The sequence below is a fragment of the Micromonospora sp. DT63 genome, from assembly GCF_049841615.1.
Lineage (GTDB): Bacteria > Actinomycetota > Actinomycetes > Mycobacteriales > Micromonosporaceae > Micromonospora.
The window spans coordinates 1,081,123-1,106,827 of sequence record NZ_JBNCKQ010000001.1 but is presented as its reverse complement, the minus strand read 5'-3'; the positions used below and the strand labels follow the sequence as shown (position 1 = coordinate 1,106,827).

The following is a 25,705-nucleotide window of genomic DNA, read 5'->3' as shown; positions in this document are numbered from 1 at the left end:
AGCCAACTGTCAGCTCCGCGACCGCGGGAGACAGTCCTTCTTGTACTTCAGGCCGGAGCCGCACCAGCACGGATCGTTGCGCTCCGGTGGCCAGGGCACCCGCGAGCTGGGTCGCGCCGACACCTCGGCCGCGTAACCGGCGCGGATCGCCGCGTTGGTCGGGCCGCCGTCGTGTCGACCGGCGAACGCGTCCAGGCCGGCCACCGTCGCCCTGAACACGCCCAGCCCGGTCCGGCCGTCAGCCGTCAGCCGTACCAGCTCCTTCTCCAGTCGGGCCCGGTGCGCGTCCCAGTCCGGCCCGTACACGTCGGTCAGCTCGGGGTGCGCGGCGAGCAGACTGTCGAACTCGTCCCGAGGCCAGAGCAGCAGATCGGTATCACCGCCCTGACGCTCCGCCGCGCGGCGGACGAGCTGGTTCTCCAGGCGGTCGGCCAGATCGTCCTGCCGGTCGTGGGTCAGGTTGAGATTCCGGCGTACCCGGTGGCGCTGTTGCAGCAGGAGGAAGAGCACCCCGGGCGCGTCCGGCGGACCGACCTCCGGATCGGCCGTCACTCCGGTCCGGTCACCCAGCAGACTGTCGACCGCCTCGCTCAGCCACGTCTCGGCGATCGCCGAACGGCCTGCCGCGTCCAGCGCCGCGCTGAGGTAGGCGGGCGCGTCGGGCTGAGTGAGCAGCAGCGGCCGCAGCGCGGTCAGCTCCGCCATCGCCTCGTCGTCGCGGTCGCCGGCCTGGAACATCACCCGGGCCCGCAGCGCGCGGACGACGCCGGCCCGGGGATCGTCGGCGGACGGGTACGCCGCGAGCGCCTCGTCCGCGTACCGCATCGCGGCGTCGGGCCTGGCCCGGATCTGGGCGATCTCGGCGGCCAGGGTCAGCGCGTCCCCGGCGTCGTCCGGATCCTCCAGCCGGCCCTGCCGGGCCGCCTCGGCGACGTCGGCGGCGACACCGAGCGGGTCGGCCGTCCCGAGCACCGAACGGCGGAGTTCGGCGAGGTCAGCCTTGGTGAGTACGTCTCTCGTCGGCACGACCTCACGGTACGTCGGCGTGCTTCCGCCCGGCCGAATTATGGCCATCTGCCGTCAACCAGACCTCGATAGCGTCCGGTCGCCAGTTTCTCGACCAGATCGCGCAAAGGCGGAGTTATGGGCACGGTGGATCGCCGTACGTTCCTCAAGGCAATGGGTGTTCCCGCGATCGGTGCGGCGCTCCCGCTGGACCTCAGCAAGGCGCTCGCCATCCCGGCGAACAACCGGACCGGCTCGATCAACGACGTCGAGCACGTGATCATCCTGATGCAGGAGAACCGGTCCTTCGACCACTACTTCGGCACCATGCGCGGCGTACGCGGCTTCGGCGACCCGCATCCGGCGACACTGCCGTCCGGCAAGGACGTGTGGCACCAGCCCAACGGCGCCGACGAGCTGCTGCCCTTCCGCCCCGAGGTGAAGGACCTCGGCCAGACCTTCCTGCCGGACCCGCCGCACGGCTGGAACGACGGGCACGCCGCCTGGAACGACGGTCGGTTCGACGGGTGGGTGCCCAACAAGGGCGTCACGGCGATGACGTACCACACCCGCCAGGATCTGCCCTACCACTACGCGCTCGCCGACGCCTTCACCGTCTGCGACAGCTACCACTGCTCCCTGATCGGCCCGACTGACCCGAACCGCTACCACATGTGGAGCGGCTGGGTCGGCAACGACGGCAAGGGCGGCGGCCCGGTCATCACCAACGCGGAGGCCGGCTACGACTGGTCGACGTACCCGGAGCGGCTGGAGCGCAACGGCATCTCCTGGAAGATCTACCAGGACGTCGGCACCGGCCTCAACGCCGCCGGATCCTGGGGCTGGACGAACGACCCGTACATCGGCAACTACGGCGACAACTCGCTGCTCTACTTCCACCAGTACCAGAACGCGCAGCCCGGAACGCCGCTCGCGGACAAGGCCAAGACGGGCACCGAGATCCGCACCCAGGGCCGCGACCCGGAGGCGCTGCTCGCCGACTTCCGGGCGGACGTGGAGGCGGGACGCCTGCCGCAGGTCTCCTGGATCACCGCTCCCGAGGCGTACACCGAGCACCCGAACTGGGAGCCGGCGTACGGCTCCTGGTACATCTCGCAGGTCATCGACATCCTCGCCGCGAACCCCGAGGTGTGGAGCAAGATGGCGCTCTTCATCACGTACGACGAGGAGGGTGGCTTCTTCGACCACGTGGTGCCGCCGACGCCTGCGCAGACGCGCGAGCACGGGCAGTCGACAGTGCCCACCACCAACGAGATCTTCCCCGGCGACGCCGACCACCCGGCGGGCCCGTACGGCCTGGGCATCCGCGTCCCGATGATCATCGTGTCGCCGTGGACCCGCGGTGGCTACGTCAACTCCCAGGTCTTCGACCACACCTCGCTGATCAAGTTCCTGGAGACGCGGTTCGGGCACGGCCGGCCCGACCTGGTCGAGAAGAACATCACCCCGTGGCGGCGGGCCGTCGTCGGTGACCTGACCACGGCCTTCGACTTCCGGCACCCGAACCGGTCGCGCGAGGTCAAGCTGCCGGACACGGACGACTTCAAGCCCGACGACCTGGTCCGGCACCCCGACGAGGTGCCGGTGCCCCCGGCGAAGGGGCGGCTGCCGAAGCAGGAGCGCGGCGTGCGCCCGGCGCGGCCGATCCCGTACACCCTGCACGCCGACGGCCAGGTCACCGACGGCGCGTTCCGGATCGACTTCCGCAACACCGGTGGGGCTGGCGCGGTCTTCCAGGTCCGCCAGGCGGGCAGCACGGCGGCGCCGCGCAGCTACACCGTCGAGCCGGGCAAGCGCCTCACGGACACCTGGGCGATCGAGTCCTCCTACGACCTGTCGGTGCACGGGCCGAACGGCTTCTACCGCCGGTTCACCGGCGGCCGGTCACAGCTCGACGTCACCGCCGCGTACGACGAGCACGACCACAAGATCGTCCTCACGCTGGGCAACCGGGGCGCGAAGCGGGTCGAGGTGACCGTCCAGGACGGCTACCACTCCCGTCCGGTGACGCTGGCGCTGCGGCCCGGCCAGGCGGAGCGGGCGACGTGGGAGCTCACCCGCACCCACGGCTGGTACGACCTGGCGCTCACCGTCGCGGGTGACGCCGGCTTCGAGCGCCGGTACGCCGGTCACGTCGAGAACGGCAAGGACAGCATCAGCGACCCGGCCCTCGGCGGGCTCGTCTGACCGGCGCCGCGCCACCCGGGTCGTTACCGGCCCGGGTGGCGCGGCGTTTCAGTCGTCGTCGCCGTGCCCGGCGGAGGCGGCCGGGGTGTTGCCCCACACGGCCTTGGCCCCGGAGTCACCCACCCGGTAGACCTGCACCAGGTTCGCGACCGCCACGACCACGGCCAGCACCGCGACCACCACCGCGAGCCCTCTCGGCGTTCGTCGGGAGCCGCCCGGGCGGGTGTCGCGGCGGTGCAGCCAGACCAGCGCGACGGCGGCGATCAGCAGGGGCAGGGCGAACCAGAGCAGCGTGTCACCGAGTTCGGCGTGCTCGCCCGGGTCGCCGACCCGGTGCTCCAGGCTCTCCCCGCTGGAGGTGGCGAGCGGGATCGCGGCCGTCGCCAGCGCGGTGATCAGGACGACGAGAACGCCGTAGCGGCCCCGCCACGACGGTCGGACGGCCAGCGCGACGACACCGAGCGCGGCCAGCGGCAGGAGGACCACCACCGCGTGCACGACGAGTGGGTGCAGCGGCAGTCCGTTGACGGTGTCGGGCACGGGGTCTCCTCGGCGCTCGGGATGTCACTGCCCGTCACCATATTGCCGATTTCTTGCGAAGTTCTTGCGGTATCGAACGTCATCCGACCCAGCGACCGCGTCGGTGGGTCGCTCAGGCTGCCGGCAGCAGCAGCGTGAACGTGGCACCCGCACCTGGAGCGCCGGCCACCGTGATCGACCCCTGGTGCGCGTGCGCGACCTGCTGCACCAGCGCCAGGCCCAGCCCGAACCGGCGGCCCGCCCCGGCCGTGCCGTGCGCGAAGCGCTCGAAGAGCCGGTCCGCCTCGGCCGGGTCGAGGCCCACACCGTCGTCGGTGACCTCGACGGACACCTGACCGGCGTGCCGTCGCACGGTCACGGCGACGTGCCCGCCAGCGGCCACGTGCCCGATCGCGTTGTCCACCAGGGCGGTCGTCGCTCGGCGCAGCGCCGTGCGCGCTCCGCGGACCGGGGTTTCGCCGGAGGCCTCCACGCGCAGCTCGACCGTCCGCTCCCGGGCGTACTCCTGCATGCTCGCGACCACTTCGCGGGCCACCTCGCTCAGATCGACGACCGCGGCCGGTGGTGGCTGATGCTCGGCAGCGGCGGACACCAGCAGGTCCTCGACCACGTCGCCGAGCGCCCGGGTGTCCGCCACGAGCTGGTCGAGCTGGTCGGTGAGTCGCGCCGCCGGCTCCGTCTGGGATCGTCGGGCCAGCACCTGCGCACGGGTGTGCAACACGGTGAGCGGAGTGCGCAATTCGTGCGAGGCGTCGGCGACAAAGCGCCGTTGCAAAGTCAGCGCGGTGGCCAGGGGCGCGACCGCCCGCCGGGCGAGCAGCGCCGCGGCCACCACCGCACCTGTCAGGCCGGCCAGTTCGGCAACCAGCAGCGCGATGCCGAGCTGCCCCTGGCGTTGACGCAGCGGCGCGAGGTCGGCGGCGACGGCCCACCGGCTGCCGTCCGCTCGGTCGGCGACCAACACCCGGACCCGCTGGTCGTCTCCCGCATCCGTGTCGAAGCGCCCCGGCTGCCGTTCCAGCGCATCGCCGAGGACCCGGGTCAGCTCCGGCGAGGCGCTCTCGGTCACCTCGACGGCACCGGAGCCGGCCGCCCGCTGGGCCAGGAACTCGCCGGGCGGCGGGTCGTCGGTGTCCTCGGCCATCGTGAGCACCTGCGCCAGTTCGGTGTTCAGCGCCCGCGATTCCTGCCGACTGGTGAGGACGAACATCAGCGCACCGACCAGCAGCAGCACCACGCCGATCGCCCCGGCGGTCTGCGCCACACTGCGCCGTCGGGCCTGAACCAGTCGGGCCTCGTCCACGCCGTCAGACCGCGCCGATCCGGTAGCCGAGACCGTGCACCGTACGGATCGCCCCCCGACCCAGTTTGCGACGCAGGTGGTGCACGCAGGCGTCGACGCTGCCCGGCGCGGCGGCGTGGTCGAACGCGCTGCTCAGCAGCTCGGCACGCGTGAAGACCTTCGTCGGCCGGCCGGCGAGGGCGCGCAGTACGGCGAACTCGCGGGCGGAGAGCGGAATCTCCTCGTCCTCGTCGAGCACCTGTCGGTTTCCCACGTCCAGCCACCGTCGCCGCCCCAGCGGCAACCGGCCCGCCGCGTCCTGGTGTCGACGGCGCAGTGCCCGCAGTCTGGCCAGCAGTTCAGGAACCTCGAAGGGCTTGACGAGGTAGTCCTCGGCACCCGCGTCGAGCCCTTGCACCCGGTCGTCCAGGGTGCCCCGGGCGGTGAGCAGCAACACCGGGCACGTCACACCCCGCGCCCGCAACCGGGTGACCAACCCCAGCCCGTCCAGCACGGGCAGCCCTCGGTCGACCACCAGCACGTCGTAGTCGCGGGCCAGGGCGCGGTGCAGGCCGCTCTGCCCGTCTCCGGCCACCTCGACCTCGTACCCCTCCTCGGTGAGCAGGTCGGTGAGCAGCGCGCTCAGCGCGCCGTCGTCCTCGACCAGCAGCAGGCGCGGGCGGTCAATCTCCACCCGCCCAGTATTCCCCCTGGCCACGATCCCGCTTGGGAGGCTCAGAACTCCTCGTACACCGCCGGGTCCTGGTCCGCGAGCCGCCCGTCCGGGCGGCCCAGCGCGGTGATGGCCTCGACCTGCGCGTCGCTGAGTGTGATGTCGAAGACGTCCAGGTTCTCGATCTGCCGCTGCGGCGACGCGGCCTTGGGCAGCGGGATCACCTGGCGGGCCACGTGCCAGGCGAGGATGGTCTGCGCCGGGCTGACGCCGTGGGCGTTCGCGATCTCGGTGATGACGGGATGCCGCTGCAGGTCGTTGCCGTGGCCGAGCGGGCTCCAACCCTGCACGAGGATCCCGTGCTCCCGGTGGTAGGCGAGCGCCTCCCGCTGCGGGAAGTACGGATGCACCTCGATCTGGTTGACCACCGGAGCGACCCCGGTCTCGGCCACCAGCCGGTCGATGTGCTCGGGCAGGAAGTTCGACAGACCGATGTGTCTCACCAGCCCGCGCTCCCGTGCCTCGATGAGCGCGCGCCACGCCTGCACGTACCTGTCGACACTGGGGTTCGGCCAGTGGATCAGGTACAGGTCGATCCGGTCGAGGCCGGTGCGGAACACACTCTCCTCGATCGTCGTCAGCGCCTCGTCGAAGCCGTGGTGCCGCCCCGGCAGCTTCGAGGTGACCACCAGTTCACCGCGTACGTCGCCCGCCGCGCGAGCGGCCCGACCCACCGCGCCCTCGTTCTCGTAGTTCACCGCCGAGTCGAGCAACCGGTAGCCCGCCCGGATCGCCTGCCCGATCGCGTCGACACCCGCCGAGCCGTTCAGCCGGTACGTGCCGAGCCCGATCGCCGGCAGTGTGGTGCCGTCGGCGGCCGTCAGGTGCGGAATCGTCATGATCGAAACCCTACCCGCGCGAGCCGCCCGTGGGCCGTGCCTCCCGCCCGGACGATCCCTCAGGCCGACCTGTCACCAGTGGGGGAGTCTCGGATGGCGAGCGCGGCCTGGATGAGGGCGGCGTGGGTCAGCGTCTGGGGGTAGTTGCCGAGGTGGGCGCCCGTCGCGGGGTCCACCTCCTCGGGATAGAGGCCGAGTGGGCTGGCGTAATCAACAACGGCCTGGAACAGCTCGACGGCCTCGCCGCGACGCCCGGTGCGGGCAAGTCCCTGAACGAGCCAGAACGAGCAGGGCAGGAACGCGCCCTCGGTGCCGGGGAGGCCGTCCCGGCCGGGCGGATAGCGGTAGAGCAGCGGACCGCCGGCGGACAGCCGACCCCGGATGGCGTCGATGGTGCCCCGTACCCGGGGTGACCCGGTCCCGTCCAGGCCGAGCAGCGGCAGGACGAGCAGCGCCGCGTCGAGGTCCTGCGACCCGTAGCTGCGGACGTAGCTGCCGGCCGTCGGGTCGAAGCCGCGCGTGCGGACCTCGGCGGCGATGGCGTCTCGGGCCTCCTGCCAGCGTCGACGTTGGCGGTCCGGCAGGCGGTGCGTGTCGGCGATGGCCAGGGCGCGGTCCAGCGCGAGCCAGCCCATGAGCTTGGAATGGACGTGGTGGGCGGGCTCGCGTACCTCCCAGATGCCGGCGTCCGGCTCCTGCCAACGACCGGCGACGACGTCGGCGAAACCGCGCACCGCCCGCCACGTCTCGGGATAGAGGCGGTGCCCGGCCTGGGCGAACGCCCAGGCGGCGTCGATCACCCAGCCGTAGCCGTCGAGCTGGTGTTGGCCGGCGGCGCCGTTGCCGATCCGCACCGGACGGCTGTCGAGGTAGCCGGGCCAACCCACCAGTTCCCGTTCCGCCGGCACGTGCCGGCCGTGCAGGGTGAGCAGCGCCGGCAGGCGTGGCCGTTGCAACCGGCTGGCGTGCAACAGCCACGCGAGGAAACCTCGGGCCTCGTCGGTCTTGCCGACGCTGAGGAAGGCGCTCACGCCGATGCTGGCGTCACGGGGCCAGACGTAGCGGTAGTCCCAGTTGCGTACCCCACCGGGGTCCTCGGGCAGTGACGTGGTGGGCGCCGCCACCGGCGCTCCCGACGGCGAGTAGGTCAACAGCCGCAAGGTGAGCAGGCTTCGTGCGACGTGTTCGCGGAACGGCAGCCGGTCGTCGATCTCCGCCGTCCAGGATCGCCACCGGGCTTCGTCTGCGACGAGCAGTTCCCAGGCGACAGTTGGCTCGACGTGGATCACCGGTTCGCGGTGCGCCACGGCCAGCACGAGGGTGACCGGCCGCCCGGGCCGGACCGTGATCGAGGTGGGCCGACCCGGTTCGATCCGGAACCTGGGCGTGCTGTCCAGCGCGACCGCGAGCGCCCCCCACTCACACACGAGGCCCTGGCGTCGGTGGTGGACCCGGGGCCGGCGGCGCCGTGCGCCAAGGCGGGGATCGAACTCCACCACCGCGTCGACCGCCGACTGCTCGGCCGACAGCCGTCGCACGATCAGTGTCGTGGGCAGCAGACGACCGCTGACCTCGGCCACCATCGCCTCCGTGAGGCGGAGCCGGCCGCCGCCCACCGCCCAGGTCGTCTCCAGGGTGGCGGTGTGCTGCCGGTACCGCCGCTCGACGACAGTGGCCGGCCCGGCCGGGCCGACCCGGAACGTTCCCGCGTCCGGGCCCCCGACCAGCCTGCCGAACAGGGGATCGCCGTCGAAGCGGGGCACACAGAGCCAGTCCATGCCGCCGTCACTCGCGACCAGGGCGGCCGTACGCGTGTCACCCAGCAGGCCGTAGTCGCTGATCGGCGGCTTACCAGTCACGGAGATCGCTCCGGGGTGAGGGTCACCGGGCTTGGAGGAGCAACCCGAGGAAGACCCCGTAGACGACGTGGACGACAGCAGTGACCACGGGGGTCTGGATGCCGTAGTTGACGGCGAACAGACCGGGCGGCTCCAACACCGCCGTGCTGGCCGGCCCCGCCCGCTGCGAGGCCATCCGCGGGTGCACACCGGGAAGCAGCGGCAGAATCACCGTCAGCGCGATCCCGACGTGCACAATCCCGAACAGCGCGCCGATCCACCAGGTGGCCCGGTGCAGCAGCGCGAATGCGGCCGCGTAACCGAGGGCGAAACCCTGACCGGCGCAGAGGTGCAGGAAGAACCCGACGACCCGCGCCCGATCGGGATCCTCGGTGACGAAGGTCCCGAGCACCAGGGGAAGGTCGAGCCGCGTGAGGCCGGCCAGTTGAGCGGTGATCATCGCCGCGGTGAGTGCCGCGGTGGCCACCAACCCGAACAACGCCCATCCGGCCCAGTCCATCTCAGCAGTCGACGACGTCGCGGGCGTTCTCGGTCATCGGTCCACCCTCCGGCTGAGCAGCGTGAATCCCACGGCCCGGACCGGACACCCGCCCACCGGGTGCCCGGTTTCTCACCATAAGCCACCGCAGGGGTCGCCCTGACCCGCTCCCGCAGACGTCCCTTCGACGAGTTGGCGGCGGGACGGCAGTGCCCTGACCCCTCTGCACTCACGTTTGCGGTTTTGCGTGCCGGTCAGGGCCAGGACGGCGGAGGCGGGCCGAACGCGCGACGGCCGGCCCGCACGGCCAGGGTGGCGAGGGCGGCGTTGGCGCCACCACCGATCACCATGCCGATACCGAACGGCGCCACTCGACCGAGAACGATGATGCCCTGCTTGGTTCCGTACTTTGTGATGAAGTTTTTCCCCAGGATCTTGTTGATCTGACGCAGCGTTTCCAGGGGCACCTTGGCGACAATCTGACGTCCCCAGTGTTGCCCCGTACGCTCGGCGACCTTGGTGATGGTGGCGGAGCCGGACCCGCCGAGCATGATTCCCATCACGATCGTTCGACGGCGCTCTATCTCGTCGATGCGGACTCCGTGGACTTCGGCGATCGAGAGCGCGAACAGGGCGCTCATCTCGAGTGATGACAGGGCCTCGCCGGCGGACAGTGCCAGTGCGATGCCGGTGCCGACGCCGGGTGCCGCCGCGGCTCCTCCCACCGCGGCGCCCGTTCCGGTCAGGGCGCTGACGTACATTCGCTCCAGACTGCGGATCACCTCTGCTGGTGTCGCCTCTGGATTTCGCTGGCGGGAGCGAGCGATGTTTTTCTGCACCAGCGGGTTCTGGATGGCGATTGCCTTGTCCAGGAGGTCGAGGACCCGCTGTCCACTTACGGCTTGCTCCGGACCCGGTTTGTCAACGGCGTCTGTCGCCATGCCTTGAACTCCTTGCGTCGTCAGGTCTTCACTGAGTTGCGAGCTCGTCTGCCGAGTTGCGCCTATCGAGTGAGGTCGGCGAGCATGCGCTGGTACGCGATGGGATGCACGACCGGGACGCCGTACTGCCGGGCCTTCTTGGCCTTGCCGGACATCGAATCGGGGTCGGCAGCCACCAGGAGGCGGGTCTTCTTGGTGACGTTGTCGCCAACCTGCAGCCCCGCGGTCCGAGCGTCCTCTTCCCAGGACCAGCGTGGTGGTTCCATAGCCCCGGTGAAGACGACGACGTCGCCGGGCTGGAGCCGCCAACCGTTGGTGTGCGGTCGGGCCACGTCGGCGTCACGAGCGGTCTTGAGGACATGGTCGACGTCGGAGGCCTGCAGCCCGAGCAACGAGGCAACCTGGTCCAGATCGTGGCGTTCGGCCGACGTGAGGACGTTGTCCTCCAACGCCACGGCCGCCAGACTCGCCAGATAGGTGCGGTGCAGGTGGTCGACGTCGACTCGTGCGAGGCCGAGATCTTCGGCCGTGGCGACGAGCGCGTCCGCCTCACTGTCGGAGATGTGCCGGTCAAGCAGTGCCCGGTCGAGCAGGTCCAGGTACGCGTCACCCTGCGGTTCGCGAAGCCGCGGAAGCCGGTCCACCAGACGGGCCAGGAAGTGCTCTTCCCGGTGCCCCAGTTCGCGGCGCTGCACCGGCACCACTGCTTCGGCAGCCAAGGGCGGCCAGGGGGCAGCCGCAGCGGCGTCGATGACGGACGTCCACGGCGGTGGCGTTCCCGCGTCCCGCAGGTAGCGGGCCAGAAGCTGCGCGGCTGCCCGCGCGTCGTGCAGAGCGGAGTGTGCCTGGTGCGGTGGCAGTCCCGCCGCGCGACAGCAGTCGTGCAGGCTGCGGCCGGCCGACGGGAGGAAGTGCGCGGCCAGCCGCATGGTGCACAAGCCCTCGCCGGGGCTGATCGGCGGTTCAATCTGCAGCCGGCGGTACTCGGCGAGGAGGAAAGCAGCGTCGAAGTGCAGGTTGTGGGCGACCAGCACCCTCTCGCGAAGGAGACCGGCGAGGTGACCTGCGAGCCGGCTGAACTGCGGTGCGCGCCGTGCCTCGGCGGCCGAGATGCCGTGGATGAGTTGCGGGCCGAGGTCCCGGTCGGGGTTGACCAGGCTGCACCACTCGTGGGTCACCTGCCCCGCGTTGTCGAGTTGGATGACGGCGACCTCGACCACCCGGTCGTGCCAACTGGTGCGCAGGCCCGTCGTCTCCAGGTCGATAACTGCGTACACGTCGAGTCGACTCCTTAGATCGTGGCCGGAGCGGAGTTGTCGGCGGCCGCGCGCAGCCAGGCCAGCCACCGTGCGGGCAACGGTTGCGGCTCGCCCAGAGCACGCAGGTACCTTCGGCGATACCGCGCCTGCTCGGTGTCCTGCCAGAGCTGAGCGGTCATGGCGACAGCCGATGTCAGGGCCAGCGCGGTCCCCGCGACCGGCGACGCGGCGCGGGGCTGCACGGCGAGCCGGACCGCCAGATCCTCGTGATCCGGCACTTCGGTGTGCCAAGCGAGTGGGGCGAGCTTCGACGTGGACACGGCACGCTGCCGGTCGACCGCTTCGGCGTATGCGGACCGGTGCTCAGTGATCTCCGTGAGGAGCTCAGGAATGGTCAGCACGTACCCCCGCAGCGTGCTGATCAGTTCCTGTGGCAGTACGTCGGCGAGCCTGTCCAGAATCACGACCGGCGTCTCCCGGTCCCACCCCACCAGGCATCGCCCCTGCAACATCCACATGATTGGAGTGAGCTGGTCGTCCTGCGTGACTTCATCGAGGCGTACCACCCACGCCCCGCCGGCACGTCCGGTCGGGCTGAGCCGCCACACTCCCAGGGACTCTGCGCCGTCCGTGTCGGGGCCGACGGCGAGAACGGCGTGACCGCGCGCACCGGGCACGTAGTCAACGGGTATGGAGAGTTCGTTCTCTGCTTCCTCAGGTGCTGCCATTCCGAATCCTCCATGATCGACGACGGGAGCATCACAGTAGGTGTCAACGTGGTCACACCGGCTCAACCGGAGCGGCACCTCATCGCGCGCAGTGTCCAGATGCAGGTGACTGAAAAGATCACGCGTGGGGTGCGAGCGGGTCAGGACGTCGCGGTGACCGGCGGCTGCTGTGCTCATGGGTCAGTTTGTGGAGCCAGCGGTCGCCTGGAGGTGCGCGAGCAGGACGCTCACCTCGGTGTGCAGACGTCGCAGCTCCACCGCAGTGGGGGCCAGCTCGTAGCAGTGGTGGTGCGTGGCGGCGGAGAGCGTCACCCAGGCGAATGCCACCCGGCGGGCGGTTTCAGTGCCCGGCCCGAGTCGGCCACGCAGCATCAACTGCTTCGCGCGGCCCTGCCGGCAGGCCGCCACGGCCGGCTTGACCCGCTGCCAGTAGCCGTCGATGCCGCCTTCCAGGGCGAGCCGGATCAGGCAGGCACAGGCCCGCGGCCACCAACCGGCGCTCACCGCCGCAGCACCGAGCAGACCGGACCCGCGCAGCAACTGGTCGGCCGCCGCCAGGCAGCGCTGCGGCGTTGGCGCGGTCACGACAGCGCCGCCGCGAGGAGGCGGGCGTCCGCGACCAGGCCGGGCAGGTCCGCCAGGTACGCGCCGTGCACGCCTTCCCGGCACGCCTGGTACGCGTTCACCGCACGCCTCCCGTGCCGGCGCAGCAGCTCGTCGCGCACGTGACCGCCCCGATCGGGGTCGTCAAACAGCGCCATCGCGACGATGGTGGCCAGCCGACGCGACGCCGCCTCGATGGCCGCCTCGATGTCGTCGTGGGGGACACCTCGGCCCACCCGTGCCCGCCAGACCGCCCGGTGGCAGGCTGCCTCCACCGCCGAGCGGCACAGCTCCGCGACCACCGGCCCGCGTACCTCGGCGGTGATCTCCTCGTTGCGGGCCAGCGCGTGGGCGTCGTCCAGGTAGCGGGTCACCGGGTCGGAGCCGGGCCGCAGCGTCACCACCGACCTCTCCGCCCGGGTCACCTCGATGATCCGCGCCTTGCCCAGGTCGAGCCGGCGCACCGCGTCCGGCAACCGCGTGTCGTGAGTGAAGACCACCACCTGCCGCTGCTCGGCCAGCTCGGCGAGCACCCGGGCGAGACCGTCCACCTTCGACGGGTCCATGCTCTGCACCGGATCGTCGACGACGATGAACCGAAATGGGCTCTCCGGGGCGCAGCTGCGCGGCAGGAACGTAGCGAGCCCGAGCGCCTGCATCTCACCCTGACTCATCACGCCGAGGGCCGTGCCGTTGTCGGCGCCATCCACGCTGACCGGGAAGACGACACGCCGCCGGGTGTTCACCCCTTCCAGCGTCATCGCACCCAACTCGACGTTGCTCTCCTGCCGCAGCTGCGCCCAGATCTGCTGGGAGTGCTCCGCGAACGGCGCGACCCGCTCGTTGCGGATCTGCGCACCGGCGTCCTTCAGCCAGGCGCGCGCGGCCTTCAACCGGGTCAGGGTCGCCTCCCGCGCTGGCAGCCCGCCGACGACGGCCACCCACTCGCGCACGTCGGCCGCTGCGGCCCGCCAACCGGTGTCACACTGCCGAAGGAACCCCTCGGCGTACGCGCGGGCCGCGTCGGCCGCCGTCACCACCGCCGGGTACCGCGCGGCCAGGTGGTCGGCCAGGTCGGCCGGCTCCCCGGGTACGCGCCGCAGCGTGGCCACGGCGTCCCGCAGCGCCCCGACCGTCGGCTCCGACCCGGGGCCGTCGGGCACCGCGAAGTCGTCGATCAGGTGGTGCGTCTGCCGCAGCAGAGCCGTCAGCCGGGTCGTCGCCGTCTGAGCGGCGACGCTGCGCTGCCGCAGCTCGGTGAGCGACTGCGCGGCGGCGGCACGCCAGCCGCCGTCCAGGGTGCCGGTGGCGCACACCGGGCACGACCCATCGCCCTCGTCGTCGTGGTGTTCGAGGGCGAGGCGGAGCAGCTCGGCGGTGCGCAGCGCGGCCCGGGACCGGCCACCGTCGTACCGCAGAGCCTCGTTCGCCGCCTCCCGCAGCTGACCGGCCAGCCGGGTCACCTCGTCGACCGGCGGCGGGGCGAGGGCGGCGAGTTCCCGGCAGAGAAGAACGTCCCGGTCGGTGGTCGCCTCGTCCGGCTCGTCGAGGATCGCTGTCACCGCGCCGAGGTCGACCGCGCCCCGCCCGCGCAGCAGCGCGGCGGTCCGCCGGGCCCGGTCGTCGCCGATCCCCGCGAGCGCGTCGGCCAAGGCGGTGCGCTGTGCGCGTACCTCCTTGATTGTCGTGTCGTACGGCCGGGCGGCGCGCAGCAGATGCTGGTCGGCGTCGGTGAGCGCGTCCAGGCCGAGGATCGCGAAGAGCGCGTCGAAGAGCTGGCTCTGTGTGCCAGCGGCGAGCTTGCCCAGCTCGGCGGCGGTGAGGAACGGCCGGTACAGCTCCAGTGGGCGGGCCAGACCCAGCTCGGAGAGGCCGGTGTGCCTCCCCTGGGCGCTGGTGACTGTCACCTCGGCGTCGGCCAGCTCGGCCCTGACCGGCCAGTTGCGGTGGACCCGGGTCGGCGTGGCCACCCCGTCGACGCGCAGCTCGACGTCCACCCAGCACGGGTCCGGGTTGTGCAGGTTGCGCCATCCCGTACGCCAGACGCTGGTCTTGTCGGCCCACCGGGCACTGTCACCGGTGAGGGCGAGCTCGACGGCCTCGGCGAAGCTGGACTTGCCGGAGCCGTTGCGGCCCACGACCAGGGTGAGGCCCGGGCCCGGGTCGACCTGGAGGGTCCGCTCCGGGCCGACGCCGCGGAACCCGGCGACGGTCACCGACTTCAGCCAGATCCGTTCCGTTGGACCGTCGCCGGTGGGGGAGCGGGGGTCGAGCCGGGTCGGGGTGCCGGCGAGGGCAGCGGTCAGATCGTCCTCGCTGCTGAGGGCGGCGAGGACCAGTTCGGCGGTTTCGGTCGGTACGTCAGCGGCGGCGAGCCGGTCGAAGATCAGCTCGATCAGGGGCGTGGTGGGCGGGTTCATAGTCGTCTCCAGGCGTGTGGTGTCCGCGGCCGACGGCTCGTCGGTCCGCCCGGGATGAGCGGTGGAAGTTGGTGCTCTGGGTCAGCGCGCGGGGCGCCACTCGCCGCAGTTCTGGGAGCTGAAGGCGTAGTCGGAGGAGCGGATGGTCACCTGGACCCGACGGGCGCTGTTGGTGAAGTAGTTGGCGATGGTGTCGCCGGAGCTGTTCTGCCGCTCCCAGTAGCAGCCGTCGACGTCCGTGGTGACGTACGTGCCGGGCTTGATCTCCTTACCGACGCGGAACGTGCCCTCGCCGAAGATCCGACCCTGGGCTGTCAGGTCCGCGTCGGCCTGCCCGCGCTTCACCGCCTCGCGCCACTTCTTCGCGTACGGGTAGGTGGGACAGAGCAGGAGAGCCGCGTTGATCTCCGGGATCTGCTCGCTACTGGCCGCGTAGTCGGCCTCCAGATACGTGTCCTCAGGGTCGACGGCGGCGCACATCTCGTACAGCGTCGTGATGGTGCCGTCCTCGTACTTGGACGTTTTCAGCGCGGCCTTCTCGGTGTCGGTCACGGGATAGATCTCCGCCTGGGCGTCGCAGGCCGTCGGCTTCGCCGCCCACACCTCACTGAAGTCCGGCCGGCCGTCCTTGCCGGGCTGGACCGTAAGCAGCGACTTCCAGTCGTTACCCGTGTCGCATTCGAGGCTGACCACGGGCTGCTGCGGAGTGTTCTTGGGGTCGTCGGGGTAGGTGTCGCTTGAGTCGGGGATACCGTCGCCGTCCCGGTCCCGCGACGGGGTCGCAGTCGGCGACGCGCTGGCGGACGCGGCCATGCTCGGGGAGGCCGTCGTCGGTGTGGCGGTGGGGCTCTGCTCGTCGCCGCAGCCGGCGAGCGTCGTCGCCAGTAGGGCGGTGGTGAGCAGGGCGCCAGTGGTGCGGACGGCCGGACGCTTGGTGGCGTGCGAGTGGGGGAGGGCCATCGTCGTCTCCAGGGCGTGGGAGGGACAGCGGTGCGGCCGAGTGCGAACCGCGACGAAGGGCAACGAGTCAGTCCGAGAGGGTGATGATCATTTGGAGGCCGTCGTCCGGGTGGTAGGTCCACGAGGCGCTCATGTCCTCCCACTCGCCGGACTGGCGTCCGTCCAGCGCACGCGTGCCTTCGATCTCCGCAATGACGGCGTCGGGCACTTTCAGCTCGGTCCAGTAGCACTGCAACTGCTCCAGCTTCAGGCCGCTTCGCTCCTTGCCGACGCTGCGCAGGGTGAGGGAGTTGCCGTCGTCGCCCACCATCGCCCAGTCGTCCCTGCCGGCACCGCAGGCTTGTCGGGCCTCCTCCAACGGCGAATCGCGCTGCGTCAGAAAGAGGATGCTCGTGGCCGCGGCCAGCAGAATCATCACGGCCGACGCCACGACCAGGTAGCGACGTCTGCCGGCCAGCGCTGTGCTCGCACTGGAGGCGCCACCCTCAGGGCTGCTGGCCGAGGCGCCAGCGGTCGACTGGGGATGCTCGGGGCTCTCGTTCGGATCTGGAGCGGTCAGGTCGGTCATCACCCGGTTCCTTCTGTGAACAGGCTGGCTGTGAACAGCCGGGGCGGGCGTGGGCTGCCCGCCCCGGTCGGTGGGGGAGAGGTCAGCCCAAGGTGACGTCGACGCCGCCGGAGAACATCGAGTCGTGCAGCTCGAGCTTGGTGAGCTTGACGTTCTTCGGGATGTCGAAGACCACGACGCCGGTCACCTGGTTGCCGGGGTTGATGTCGTTGAGGAACGTCTCGGCGTTCTTGTTCGCGTAGATCGCCGCGCCGGTGTCGGCGGAATACTCGGTGCCGTCGGCCGCGTACGCCTTCTGGCTGCTGCCGTCGAACATCTGCGCTTCCTTGCCGATGTTCTTCACGTTGACCGTGACCAGGCAGAACTGGCCCTGCGCCTTCTGGCCGAGCACGTCGCTGCCGATCTTGGCGACGCCGCACTTGGACGACTTGACCGTGAACTCGAACTTCCCGTCCCGGGCCGGCTGCCCGATCTTGGCGGTCTTCGCGGGCTTCTCCTCGGCCTTGGCATCGCCTTCGTCGCCGCTCGAGCTGCTCGCCTTGTTGTCGCCGCTGGAGCCGCTCGCCTTGTCGGCGGCGCCGGAGCCGCAGCCCAGGGCGATGAGGCCGGTGGCGAGCAGAGCGAGAGTGGTGGTCTTGCGCATCGTTGTCCTCCTAAGGTGAGCGTTGCGGGGTCAATAAGAACATCGTCTGACAACACTGTCAACGGATAATCTCATGCTTGACAGATGTGCGAGACTTTCGGCGTGCAGGAGAACCCGACCATCACGGCAGCGGAGATCGCCCGGCTCGCCGGTGTCGGTCGCGCTGCGGTCAGCAACTGGCGTAAACGGCACCCCGACTTCCCCGCGCCAGTGGGCGGGACGACGGCGAGCCCCGAGTTCGACCTGATCCAGGTCGAGCAGTGGTTACGCGCCCAGGGCAAGCTCCCCGAGCTGGCCGCCGCTGACCGGCTCTGGCGACACCTCGCCGCGGCCAGCGACACCCCGGCCGCCGGCCTCGCCGCCGTCGGCGCTTTCCTGCTGGCCCGTCAGCGCGGCTCCCGCAGCGGCAACCCCGACGCGCAGATAGCACCGCTACTGCCCGACGTCGACGCCCTCGCCGACGAGCTGGGCCCGCAGGGCGCGTTCGACGAGCTGTGGCAGCGGTTCTCCGCACCAGGCCCCGGCCGTCCCTTCGCCACCCCCGACGACCTCGCCGACCTGATGGTCGGGCTCGCCAACGTCGGCGGCGGCTCAGTGCTCGACCCCGCCGCCGGCTCCGGCGCCATCCTGCGAGCCGCCGTCCGCGCCGGCAGCACCTCCGTGTACGGGCAGGAACTCGACGAGGACCTGGCCCGGCTCGCCGGCCTGTGGCTGGCCCTGCACGACGTACCCGGCGAAGTCTGCGCCGGCGACACCCTGCGCGCCGAGGCCTTCGCCGGCCGTGCCGTCGACGCCGTCGTCTGCCACCCACCGTTCGGTGCCACCAACTGGGGCGACGAGGAACTCGGCCACGACCCCCGCTGGATCGTCGGCAACACACCCCGCACCGAACCCGAGCTGGCCTGGGCGCAACACGCCCTGGCCCACCTGCGGGTCGGCGGGCACGCCGTCCTGCTAATGCCACCCACGGTCGCCAGCCGCCGCGCTGGCAAACGGATCCGCGGCGAGCTGCTGCGCCGAGGCCACCTGCGCGCCGTCATCGCGCTCCCACCGGGGGTGGCGGCGCCGCACGGCGTACCGCTGCATCTGTGGGTGCTGCGACGCGCTGCGACGGACGCGCCGCCACCGGCGAGGGCGCTGCTGATCGACGCCGCCAGTGGCGACCTGGCCGACACCGCGCCGCGCGTGCTGGCCGCCTGGCGGGCCTTCTCCACCGCCCCGGACGGCGACGTCGAGGAGGCCGGGTTCGCCCGCGCGGTCCCGGTCATCGAACTGCTCGACGAGGAGATCGACCTCACCCCCGCACGCCGGCAGCCGGCCGTCGTGGGCGAGGCTTCCGGCGAGCATCTGGTACGCACCAGAGAACGACTGGCCGCCATCGTCGGTGAGCTACCGGCGCTGTTGCCGCAGGTCATGCCCGCGCCCGACGGGCCGGACGGCCTTTTCCTCACGGTCGGGGAGCTGGCGAAGACCGGGGCACTCCAACTGATCGGCCCGGTCCGCGCCGGCACGTCCACACCCGCACCGGACGGGTCACCAGTGCTCACCGTTCAGGACGTGCTCGCCGGGGTGGCGGCGTCCGGGCGGGTCGACGACCGCTTCGGGCAGGAGATCCCCCTCGCGGTGGGGGACGTGGTGGTGCCGATGATTGCCCGGCAGCTCACCGCACGGGTGGTCACCACCGATGGGGTGCTTTTGGGGCGCAACCTGTACCTGCTGCGACCCAACCCGGCGGCGCTGGATCCGTGGTTCCTGGCCGGTCAGCTGCGCACGTCGGCGAACGAGAAGCAGTCGTCGAGTCTCTCGGGGACGATGCGGTTCGACATTCGACGGGCGCAGGTGCGGCGACTGCCGCTCGACGAGCAACGCGCGCACGGGGACGCATTCCGCCGCTTGGACGCCATGGAGTCGGCTATCCGACAAGCGGCAGAGATCGGGGACGCGTTGGTGAAGCTCATGGTGGACGGACTCGCCCGCGGGCTCCTGCAGCCCTGATCATTACTGCCGCGGGCGCAGCTTCTGGCCGAATCCGATGAGCCGCCAATATCGACTCCGAACGACAAATGGCTGCTCAGGCCAGATCTGCGCCTCGGCGTGGCAGTCGATGATCTACCGATAGCAGCATAGATCGAGTGAGATGCGGCCCAAGTGGACGGCTTGGGCGCGTTGTCAAGCCCTCAACTATCGGTTGATCATTTCCGCCGACTGGAGGATTTTCCGCTGGCCACGGCCAGCGATACTCCACGGACGGCATCGCAACGAACCTTCGCATTCACGTATCGGGGCGAGTCCTTCAGGTGGGACCGTGGTGGGCTGAGTGGGCAGCCGACGTCTCGGTAGAAGGTGGCAGCGCGTTCGCCGTCGACAACAAGTCGGGGGGCGTTGAGGGTGACGGGGATGAACGACTGGGTGGCCGGCCGGTTCCGGCTGCTGAGTGCCATCGGTAAGGGCAACATGGGCGAGGTCCACCGGGCTGAGGACATGGCCGCAGCGGAGGGCTCCACCGACCGCATGGTTGCGCTGAAGCTGATCCTCCGTAGCCGCTCCGGGGCTCTCATCGACACGTCTGCCGACAACAAGGCCAGGCAACGGTTTGAGCGTGAGGTGCGCATCATGCGCAAGCTCCGCCACGCTCACCTACCGCGCATCATCGCCGGAGCGGCGGGTGCCGACGAACTGCCGTATATCGCGATGGAACTCCTCGACGGAGAGACCCTGCGGGATCTGGTGTCTGAGCATCCACAGCTGCCCATCGCGTGGGTTGCCGCGGTAGGTGCCCAGATCGCCGACGGACTGTCGGCGGCGCACGGCGCCGGCGTCGTCCACCGTGACCTCAAACCCTCAAACGTGATGCTGCTGCGGACCGGCGCCATCAAGGTTCTCGACTTCGGCATGGGCCGGATTCTCGAAGACGGCGAGGCCGGCAAGGTGACCAGCACCGGCGTCACCGTCGGCACCGCTCGCTACATGGCGCCCGAGCAGTTCCTCGCCGCAGCCGTCACCCAGGCAGCCGACTTGTACGCGCTGGGTTGCGTGCTCTTCGAGCTGCTGACGGGAGTGCCGCCCTTTTTGAGCGAGTCCGCTCACGAGCTGTACCAGAAGCACCTCGAGGAGCCGGTGCCATCGATCCGGCTGATGCGCTCGGATGTGCCGGACGACATGGCGAGGCTGATCGGCCGCCTGCTGGCCAAGGACCCTGTAGACCGTCCGGCGGACGCGGTGAGCGTCCGCGAGGCGCTTCTGCTCTTTGCCAAGGGCGCCGATACGGTGCCGGGCTGGGAGATCTTCAACCCGGTGCGGTACCTGACGGAGGTGCGTGGCGGCACCGACGCCGCCGTGCTGCCGGCCCCTGCCGAGGAGGACGCGCGCGTTGACACGACCGGCGCCGGCATGGACGTCTTCGGGGTGCACGAGCGACTCATCAAGGACTACCGTGCATTCACCGAGGGCGGCACGATCATCCGGGACGACCGGATCGCCGCCTTTGTCGAGGACGACCTGGACGCCAAATCGCAGTGGCCCGACCCGTGGGTGTCGCTCAACCCGTTCTTCGCCTCGGGCGGCTCCATCCTGGAACTCGTCAGCCAGGGTGTGCTACACGAGGAGTGCGCGCGGATCTTCCAGGCCAGGAAGACCGAGGGCGGCACGACCTGTGACGGCCGTTCGCTGACCCTGCACCAGCACCAACGCGAGGCGATCGCCAAAGCACAGTCCGGCGCCTCCTACGTCCTGACCACCGGCACCGGCTCCGGCAAGTCGCTGTCGTACATCGTGCCGATCGTCGACAAGGTGCTCAAGGCGCGCCAGCAGGAGAGGCCCAAACCCGCAAAGCGGGTGCGGGCGGTCATCGTCTACCCGATGAACGCGCTCGCCAACAGCCAGCTCAAAGAACTCGACAAGTACCTCCAGGACGGGTACGGGCCTGGCCGGGAGCCGGTTACCTACGCCCGGTACACGGGTCAAGAGAGCGACGAGCGGCGTAAGGAGATCCGCGACAATCCGCCGGACATCCTGCTCACCAACTACGTGATGCTGGAACTGATGCTCACCCGCCCCGACGACCGGCGGTCGCTGATCAAGATGGCGAAGGGGCTGGAGTTCCTCGTCTTCGACGAGCTCCACACCTACCGGGGCCGTCAGGGCGCCGACGTCGCCCTGCTCATCCGCCGAGTACGTGAGGCCTGCCAGGCGGAAAAGCTGCAGTGCATCGGAACCTCCGCCACCATCTCCAGCGAAGGCACCATCGACGACCAGCGGGTGGTCGTCGCGCGGGTCGCCAGCACCCTGTTCGGCGTCGAGGTCACGCCGGCGAACGTCATCGGCGAGACGCTCGTCCGCGCCACGGCCGCCGCACCCGAAACGGTGCCGGTGGATCGGTTGCGGGCACCCGGCGCACCACGGGCCTACCGAGACCTGGTCAACGATCCGCTGGCCCGCTGGATCGAGACGCGTTTTGGTCTCGCTGTGGACGCCGTAGGGCATCTCGTGCGCCAGAAGCCTGCCAAGATCGAGGATGCCGCGGTCGAACTGGCCGAGGCCAGCGGCCTGACTGCTGCGGAGTGCGCGCAGGCGATCCGGCGCACCCTGAAGGCCGGCTCCGAGGCGCGACACCCGGTCACCGAGCGGCCGCTGTTCGCCTTCCGGTTGCACCAGTTCCTCTCCAAGGGCGACACGGTCCACGTGACCCTTGAGGACGAGCTCACCCGCCACCTCACCCGGGACTACCAGCTCGTCCTACCCGGCTCGGACGGGAAGATCCTGCTGCCGCTCGCCTTCTGCCGCGAATGCGGCCAGGAGTATCTGACGGTCTGGCGCACCACTCGGGACGGCAACGTCGTCTACGAACCGCGCCGGGACATCGTCGCCACGGGCGGGAAGGCCACCGACGGCTACCTCTACATCGACACGGACCGGCCGTGGCCGAACACGCGTGAGGAGGCCATTGAGGGCCGGCGCATCCCGGAGTCCTGGCTCGAGATCGACGACAACGGGCAGGAGGCCGTCCGCAGTTCCCACCGGGAGCGGCTGCCGGTCGCGGTCACCGTCGACCCGTACGGATACGAGGGTCGGGGAACACTGAAGGCGGCGTTTATCCCCTCGCCGTTCCTCTTTTGTGCCCACTGCGGTGTGAGCTACGAGCAGACTCGGGGCAAGGACTTCGCCAAGCTCGCCACCCTCGATCAGGAGGGGCGCTCCTCGGCGACCTCGCTGGTCTCCGCCTCGATCGTGCGCTCCCTGATGAGCGCGCCGCCGGAGGCACTCGACAAGAAGGCCCGCAAGCTGCTGACCTTCGTCGACAACCGACAGGACGCCTCGCTGCAGGCCGGCCACTTCAACGACTTCGTGCAGATCACCCAATTGCGGGGAGCGCTGTACAAGGCGGCGCTGGACGCTGGTGAGGAGGGCATCAACCACGAGGACCTGGCTTCCGACGTAACTACGGCCCTGTGTCTCCAGGTCGCGGACTACGCACGGGGTGACGACCTCCCGCCCTCGATGGCGCGCAATGCCGCGAAGACGCTGCGTGATGTCGTCGCCTTCCGCCTCTATCTGGACCTTGAGCGGGGTTGGCGCATCACCATGCCCAACCTGGAGCAGACCGGCCTGCTGGAGATCGACTACCAGGACCTCGACTGGCTTGCGCAGAACCAGGAGCGCTGGTCGAAGAGCCACAACGTCCTTCGCGAGGCGGAGCCTGGCCAGCGCGTCGAGATCATTCGGGCGTTGCTGAACGAGATGCGTCGGTCGCTCGCCATCGACGTGCAGTATTTCCGGGATGATTTCGACTCGCTGCAGCGCGCGAGCGAGGAACGTCTGATCGACCCGTGGGTGCTGTCCGCGAGCGACGCTCCCAAGGTTGGCACCGCGTACCCGCAGCCGTCGCGGCCGGGCATGGACCGCTCGGGGCTGTTCCTCTCCGGCCGGGGCAAGTTCGGCAAGTACCTGCGACGGGTGCACTTCGGCAAGAAGCTCGGCTTCGACGACGCGCAGCAGGTGATCGTCGATCTCCTGGAGGTGTTGGCGAACGCCAGCGTGATCACCAGGATCGACGCCGCGCCGCAGCGGGCCGGTCGTTTCCGTCGGCCGGCCGGCGCCAGTGCCACCGGCTACCGCGTCTCGGCTGCCTCCCTCATCTGGCGGGCCGGCTCCGGCGAGATTGGCACCCACGACCCGCTGACCCGCACCTACGCCAGCGGCGACGGCCCCCGGGTCAACACCTTCTTCCGCGACCTCTACCAAGAGGCCGCCGGGACCCTCGCCGGCCTGACCGCCCGCGAGCACACCGCCCAGGTCGACCCGGCCGAGCGGGAAAGGCGCGAGGAGGCCTTCCGCAAGGCGGAGCTCAAGCTGCTCTACTGCTCGCCGACGATGGAGCTCGGGGTCGACATCTCCGAGCTCAACGCCGTCATGATGCGCAACGTTCCGCCCACGCCCGCGAACTACGCGCAGCGCAGCGGCCGCGCCGGCCGGTCGGGTCAGCCGGCGCTGGTCACCACCTACTGCGCCACCGGAAACAGCCACGACCAGTACTACTTCCGCCGCTCGGCCCGGATGGTCGCCGGCGCGGTGGCGCCACCGCGCCTGGATCTGGCCAACGAGGACCTCGTCCGGTCCCACGTGCAGGCCATCTGGCTCGCCGAGGCGGGGATCAAGCTGGGGCGTGCCATACCCGAGACCATCGACATCAGCTACCCGGAGGATTCCCGCCGGCCGAACCCGGCCCTGGCGTTGCACGACCACATGACGGCCGCGCTGCACGACAGCCGGTCGCAGGAGCGGGCGGCCGCCGCCGCACGCACGGTTTTCGCCGGCCTGCTGTCCGAGTACGCCCAGTCGAGTTGGTGGGACGACCAGTGGATCGAGGACACCGTTCGGACCACGTCCGAGCGGTTCGACCGGGCTTTCGACCGCTGGCGGGACCTGTTCAAGGCCGCTCTCGTCGACCAGGCCGAGCAGAACCGGCGGGTCCTCGACCACACCCTGTCCGAACGCGATCGCCGGATCGCCGTCGGCCGCCGCAAGGAGGCCGAGACCCAGCTCAACCTGCTCAAGAACGAGAGCGTCGATAGCAAGTCGGTGCTGTCGGACTTCAACCCGTACCGCTACTTGGCCAGCGAGGGATTCCTCCCCGGCTACTCGTTCCCGCGGCTGCCGCTCGCCGCCTACGTACCCACCATCGGCCGCAAGTTCGGTGACGGCGACTATCTGCAGCGACCACGATTCCTCGCCATCCGCGAGTTCGGCCCGGGCGCCCTGATCTACCACGAGGGTGCGCGCTATCAAGTCACCCGGATCCAGTTGCCCCCGGACGCGGCCGGCGACGTGGTGACCGGCGAGGCGCGTCGGTGCCACCACTGCGGCTACCACCACGACATCAAGGAGAACGCCGACCGCTGTCAGATGTGCGGTGAGGTGCTGGGCGAGCGGACCACCGGCCTGCTGCATCTGCACACCGTCTACACCAAGCGCCGTGAGCGCATCTCCTCCGACGAGGAGGAGCGACGCCGGGCCGGCTTCCGGCTGGTCACCTCGTACCGCTTCCACGACCACGGCGCACGCCCCGGCCGCCGGGACGCCATTGTCTCGGATGCCGTCGGCGGCCTGGCAGTCCTCTCCTACGGCGACTCGGCCACCGTCCGTATCACCAACATCGGCCGGGTCCGGTCCAAGACGGACGAGCCGGACGGCTTCTGGCTCGACCCGGCCGACGGGCGGTGGATGAACGAGCGCGACGCTGGCGAGGCCTCCGGCGACTCCAGCGAGATGCCCCTCATCGACACCGACGGCAACGAGAAGCGCCGTAAGAAGCGGGTCATCCCGTACGTGGAGGACCGGCGCAACATCCTGGTCCTCAAGCTCGACGAGCCGCTCGACGAAGCGGTCGCGCTCTCCCTGATGTATGCGCTGGAGCGCGGCATCGAGGCGGCCTTCGAGCTGGAGGACTCCGAGTTGACCACGGAACTCCTGCCACCGAACGACGGGCCGCGCGAGCGGATGCTGTTCACCGAAGCGGCCGAGGGCGGCGCCGGTGTGCTGCGGCTCATGCAGTCGGACCCGACCGCCCTGGCGCGGGCGGCCGCCGAGGCGCTGGCGATCTGCCACTTCGAGCCCGACGGCACTGACACGGGCGGCCCGCACCCCGATCGTCCCTGCGCTCAGGGCTGCTACGAGTGCCTGCTGACCTACGGCAACCAGCTCAACCACCGGTCGATCAACCGGCACCTGGTGCGCGACCTGCTGTTGCGCATCGCTGCAGCCAAGGCTGCACCCACCGGTCAGGGTGAGTCGCGGACCGAGCAGCTCGAGCGTCTCACCGCGCAGTCGGACACCGCGCTGGAGTCGAAGCTCATCACCTGGCTCAAGCAGCGGGGCCTGCGCCTGCCGGACGAGGCGCAGACCTTCGTCACCGAGGCGCTGGCCCGGCCCGACTACGTCTACCGGCTGCCCGGTGCCAACGTGGCCGTCTTCGTGGACGGGCCGGTCCACGACCACGCCGCGGTCGCCGAACGCGACACCGAGGCGCAGGAACGGCTCTACGACCGGGGCTGGGACGTCGTCCGCTTTCCCCACAACGGCGACTGGGCCGCCATCGCGGCGAAACACGCCAACTATTTCGGAACCAAAGCCAGCGGCTGACC

Annotated in this window: 18 protein-coding genes; 3 read left to right on the top strand and 15 right to left on the bottom strand. The window is 70.4% G+C overall.

From position 1 onward, the window contains the following. Positions 1 to 9 precede the first annotated feature (9 nt). Entirely contained in the window at positions 10 to 1,026 is a 1,017-nt protein-coding gene (locus ACLQ27_RS05055) for an SEC-C metal-binding domain-containing protein (protein WP_357492522.1), read from the bottom strand. A 117-nt stretch (positions 1,027 to 1,143) separates the two neighbouring features. Between ACLQ27_RS05055 and ACLQ27_RS05050 the strand changes: the two genes are divergently transcribed. Continuing rightward, positions 1,144 to 3,213 carry a phosphocholine-specific phospholipase C gene (locus tag ACLQ27_RS05050; RefSeq protein WP_357492520.1) on the top strand — a complete coding sequence of 690 codons (2,070 nt, stop codon included), beginning with the start codon at positions 1,144 to 1,146 and terminating at the stop codon, positions 3,211 to 3,213. A gap of 48 nt (positions 3,214 to 3,261) precedes the next feature. Here ACLQ27_RS05050 and ACLQ27_RS05045 read toward each other — a convergent pair whose 3' ends face one another. The 14 genes from ACLQ27_RS05045 to ACLQ27_RS04980 form a co-directional block, all read right to left on the bottom strand. Then, positions 3,262 to 3,753, bottom strand: coding sequence for a DUF2231 domain-containing protein (locus ACLQ27_RS05045; protein ID WP_357492518.1), 492 nt, complete (start codon positions 3,751 to 3,753; stop codon positions 3,262 to 3,264). A 112-nt stretch (positions 3,754 to 3,865) separates the two neighbouring features. Next, positions 3,866 to 5,056, bottom strand: a complete 1,191-nt coding sequence (locus ACLQ27_RS05040) for a sensor histidine kinase (protein WP_357492516.1) — start codon at positions 5,054 to 5,056, stop codon at positions 3,866 to 3,868. Between the two features lie 4 nt (positions 5,057 to 5,060). After that, the gene (locus ACLQ27_RS05035; RefSeq protein ID WP_425865781.1) at positions 5,061 to 5,729 is read right to left on the bottom strand and encodes a response regulator transcription factor; all 669 of its coding nucleotides are present in this window, start codon (positions 5,727 to 5,729) and stop codon (positions 5,061 to 5,063) included. 41 nt (positions 5,730 to 5,770) lie between these two features. Next, complete coding sequence (locus ACLQ27_RS05030; protein WP_357492512.1) at positions 5,771 to 6,607, bottom strand: aldo/keto reductase; 837 nt, start codon at positions 6,605 to 6,607, stop codon at positions 5,771 to 5,773. A gap of 59 nt (positions 6,608 to 6,666) precedes the next feature. Next, positions 6,667 to 8,466, bottom strand: a complete 1,800-nt coding sequence (locus tag ACLQ27_RS05025; protein ID WP_357492510.1) for a glycoside hydrolase family 15 protein — start codon at positions 8,464 to 8,466, stop codon at positions 6,667 to 6,669. Positions 8,467 to 8,488: 22 nt separating this feature from the next. Further along, positions 8,489 to 8,965 carry a hypothetical protein gene (locus tag ACLQ27_RS05020; protein WP_357492508.1) on the bottom strand — a complete coding sequence of 159 codons (477 nt, stop codon included), beginning with the start codon at positions 8,963 to 8,965 and terminating at the stop codon, positions 8,489 to 8,491. Positions 8,966 to 9,198: 233 nt separating this feature from the next. Continuing rightward, positions 9,199 to 9,885, bottom strand: coding sequence for a hypothetical protein (locus tag ACLQ27_RS05015; protein ID WP_425865780.1), 687 nt, complete (start codon positions 9,883 to 9,885; stop codon positions 9,199 to 9,201). A 62-nt stretch (positions 9,886 to 9,947) separates the two neighbouring features. Next, on the bottom strand, positions 9,948 to 11,162 hold the full coding sequence (locus tag ACLQ27_RS05010; RefSeq protein WP_425865779.1) for an exonuclease domain-containing protein: 1,215 nt from the start codon (positions 11,160 to 11,162) through the stop codon (positions 9,948 to 9,950). A 14-nt stretch (positions 11,163 to 11,176) separates the two neighbouring features. Beyond that, entirely contained in the window at positions 11,177 to 12,049 is an 873-nt protein-coding gene (locus tag ACLQ27_RS05005) for a DUF6218 family protein (protein ID WP_425865778.1), read from the bottom strand. A 3-nt stretch (positions 12,050 to 12,052) separates the two neighbouring features. Further along, entirely contained in the window at positions 12,053 to 12,457 is a 405-nt protein-coding gene (locus ACLQ27_RS05000; RefSeq protein WP_425865777.1) for a hypothetical protein, read from the bottom strand. Next, on the bottom strand, positions 12,454 to 14,895 hold the full coding sequence (locus ACLQ27_RS04995; protein ID WP_425865776.1) for an AAA family ATPase: 2,442 nt from the start codon (positions 14,893 to 14,895) through the stop codon (positions 12,454 to 12,456). The genes ACLQ27_RS05000 and ACLQ27_RS04995 overlap by 4 nt, the downstream gene beginning before the upstream one ends. 81 nt (positions 14,896 to 14,976) lie before the next feature. Beyond that, positions 14,977 to 15,855 carry a hypothetical protein gene (locus ACLQ27_RS04990; RefSeq protein ID WP_425865775.1) on the bottom strand — a complete coding sequence of 293 codons (879 nt, stop codon included), beginning with the start codon at positions 15,853 to 15,855 and terminating at the stop codon, positions 14,977 to 14,979. A 67-nt stretch (positions 15,856 to 15,922) separates the two neighbouring features. Beyond that, complete coding sequence (locus tag ACLQ27_RS04985) at positions 15,923 to 16,423, bottom strand: hypothetical protein (RefSeq protein WP_425865774.1); 501 nt, start codon at positions 16,421 to 16,423, stop codon at positions 15,923 to 15,925. Between the two features lie 82 nt (positions 16,424 to 16,505). Next, positions 16,506 to 17,066 (bottom strand): DUF4352 domain-containing protein, encoded by a 561-nt coding sequence (locus ACLQ27_RS04980; protein WP_425865773.1) that lies wholly within the window; start codon positions 17,064 to 17,066, stop codon positions 16,506 to 16,508. Positions 17,067 to 17,150: 84 nt separating this feature from the next. Between ACLQ27_RS04980 and ACLQ27_RS04975 the strand changes: the two genes are divergently transcribed. Together ACLQ27_RS04975 and ACLQ27_RS04970 are read left to right on the top strand one after the other, a co-directional pair. After that, complete coding sequence (locus tag ACLQ27_RS04975) at positions 17,151 to 19,061, top strand: N-6 DNA methylase (protein WP_425865772.1); 1,911 nt, start codon at positions 17,151 to 17,153, stop codon at positions 19,059 to 19,061. A gap of 402 nt (positions 19,062 to 19,463) precedes the next feature. Next, positions 19,464 to 25,703 carry a protein kinase domain-containing protein gene (locus ACLQ27_RS04970; RefSeq protein ID WP_425865771.1) on the top strand — a complete coding sequence of 2,080 codons (6,240 nt, stop codon included), beginning with the start codon at positions 19,464 to 19,466 and terminating at the stop codon, positions 25,701 to 25,703. Positions 25,704 to 25,705 lie beyond the last annotated feature (2 nt).

Bases quoted from the DNA above. Each gene is read 5' to 3' on its own strand.
- ACLQ27_RS05015 (WP_425865780.1), bottom strand. From the start codon at position 9,885: ATGGCGACAGACGCCGTTGACAAACCGGGTCCGGAGCAAGCCGTAAGT.
- ACLQ27_RS04975 (WP_425865772.1), top strand. From the start codon at position 17,151: ATGTGCGAGACTTTCGGCGTGCAGGAGAACCCGACCATCACGGCAGCG.
- ACLQ27_RS04995 (WP_425865776.1), bottom strand. From the start codon at position 14,895: ATGAACCCGCCCACCACGCCCCTGATCGAGCTGATCTTCGACCGGCTC.
- ACLQ27_RS05030 (WP_357492512.1), bottom strand. From the start codon at position 6,607: ATGACGATTCCGCACCTGACGGCCGCCGACGGCACCACACTGCCGGCG.
- ACLQ27_RS05005 (WP_425865778.1), bottom strand. From the start codon at position 12,049: ATGAGCACAGCAGCCGCCGGTCACCGCGACGTCCTGACCCGCTCGCAC.
- ACLQ27_RS04980 (WP_425865773.1), bottom strand. From the start codon at position 17,066: ATGCGCAAGACCACCACTCTCGCTCTGCTCGCCACCGGCCTCATCGCC.
- ACLQ27_RS04985 (WP_425865774.1), bottom strand. From the start codon at position 16,423: ATGACCGACCTGACCGCTCCAGATCCGAACGAGAGCCCCGAGCATCCC.
- ACLQ27_RS04970 (WP_425865771.1), top strand. From the start codon at position 19,464: ATGAACGACTGGGTGGCCGGCCGGTTCCGGCTGCTGAGTGCCATCGGT.
- ACLQ27_RS04990 (WP_425865775.1), bottom strand. From the start codon at position 15,855: ATGGCCCTCCCCCACTCGCACGCCACCAAGCGTCCGGCCGTCCGCACC.
- ACLQ27_RS05050 (WP_357492520.1), top strand. From the start codon at position 1,144: ATGGGCACGGTGGATCGCCGTACGTTCCTCAAGGCAATGGGTGTTCCC.
- ACLQ27_RS05020 (WP_357492508.1), bottom strand. From the start codon at position 8,965: ATGGACTGGGCCGGATGGGCGTTGTTCGGGTTGGTGGCCACCGCGGCA.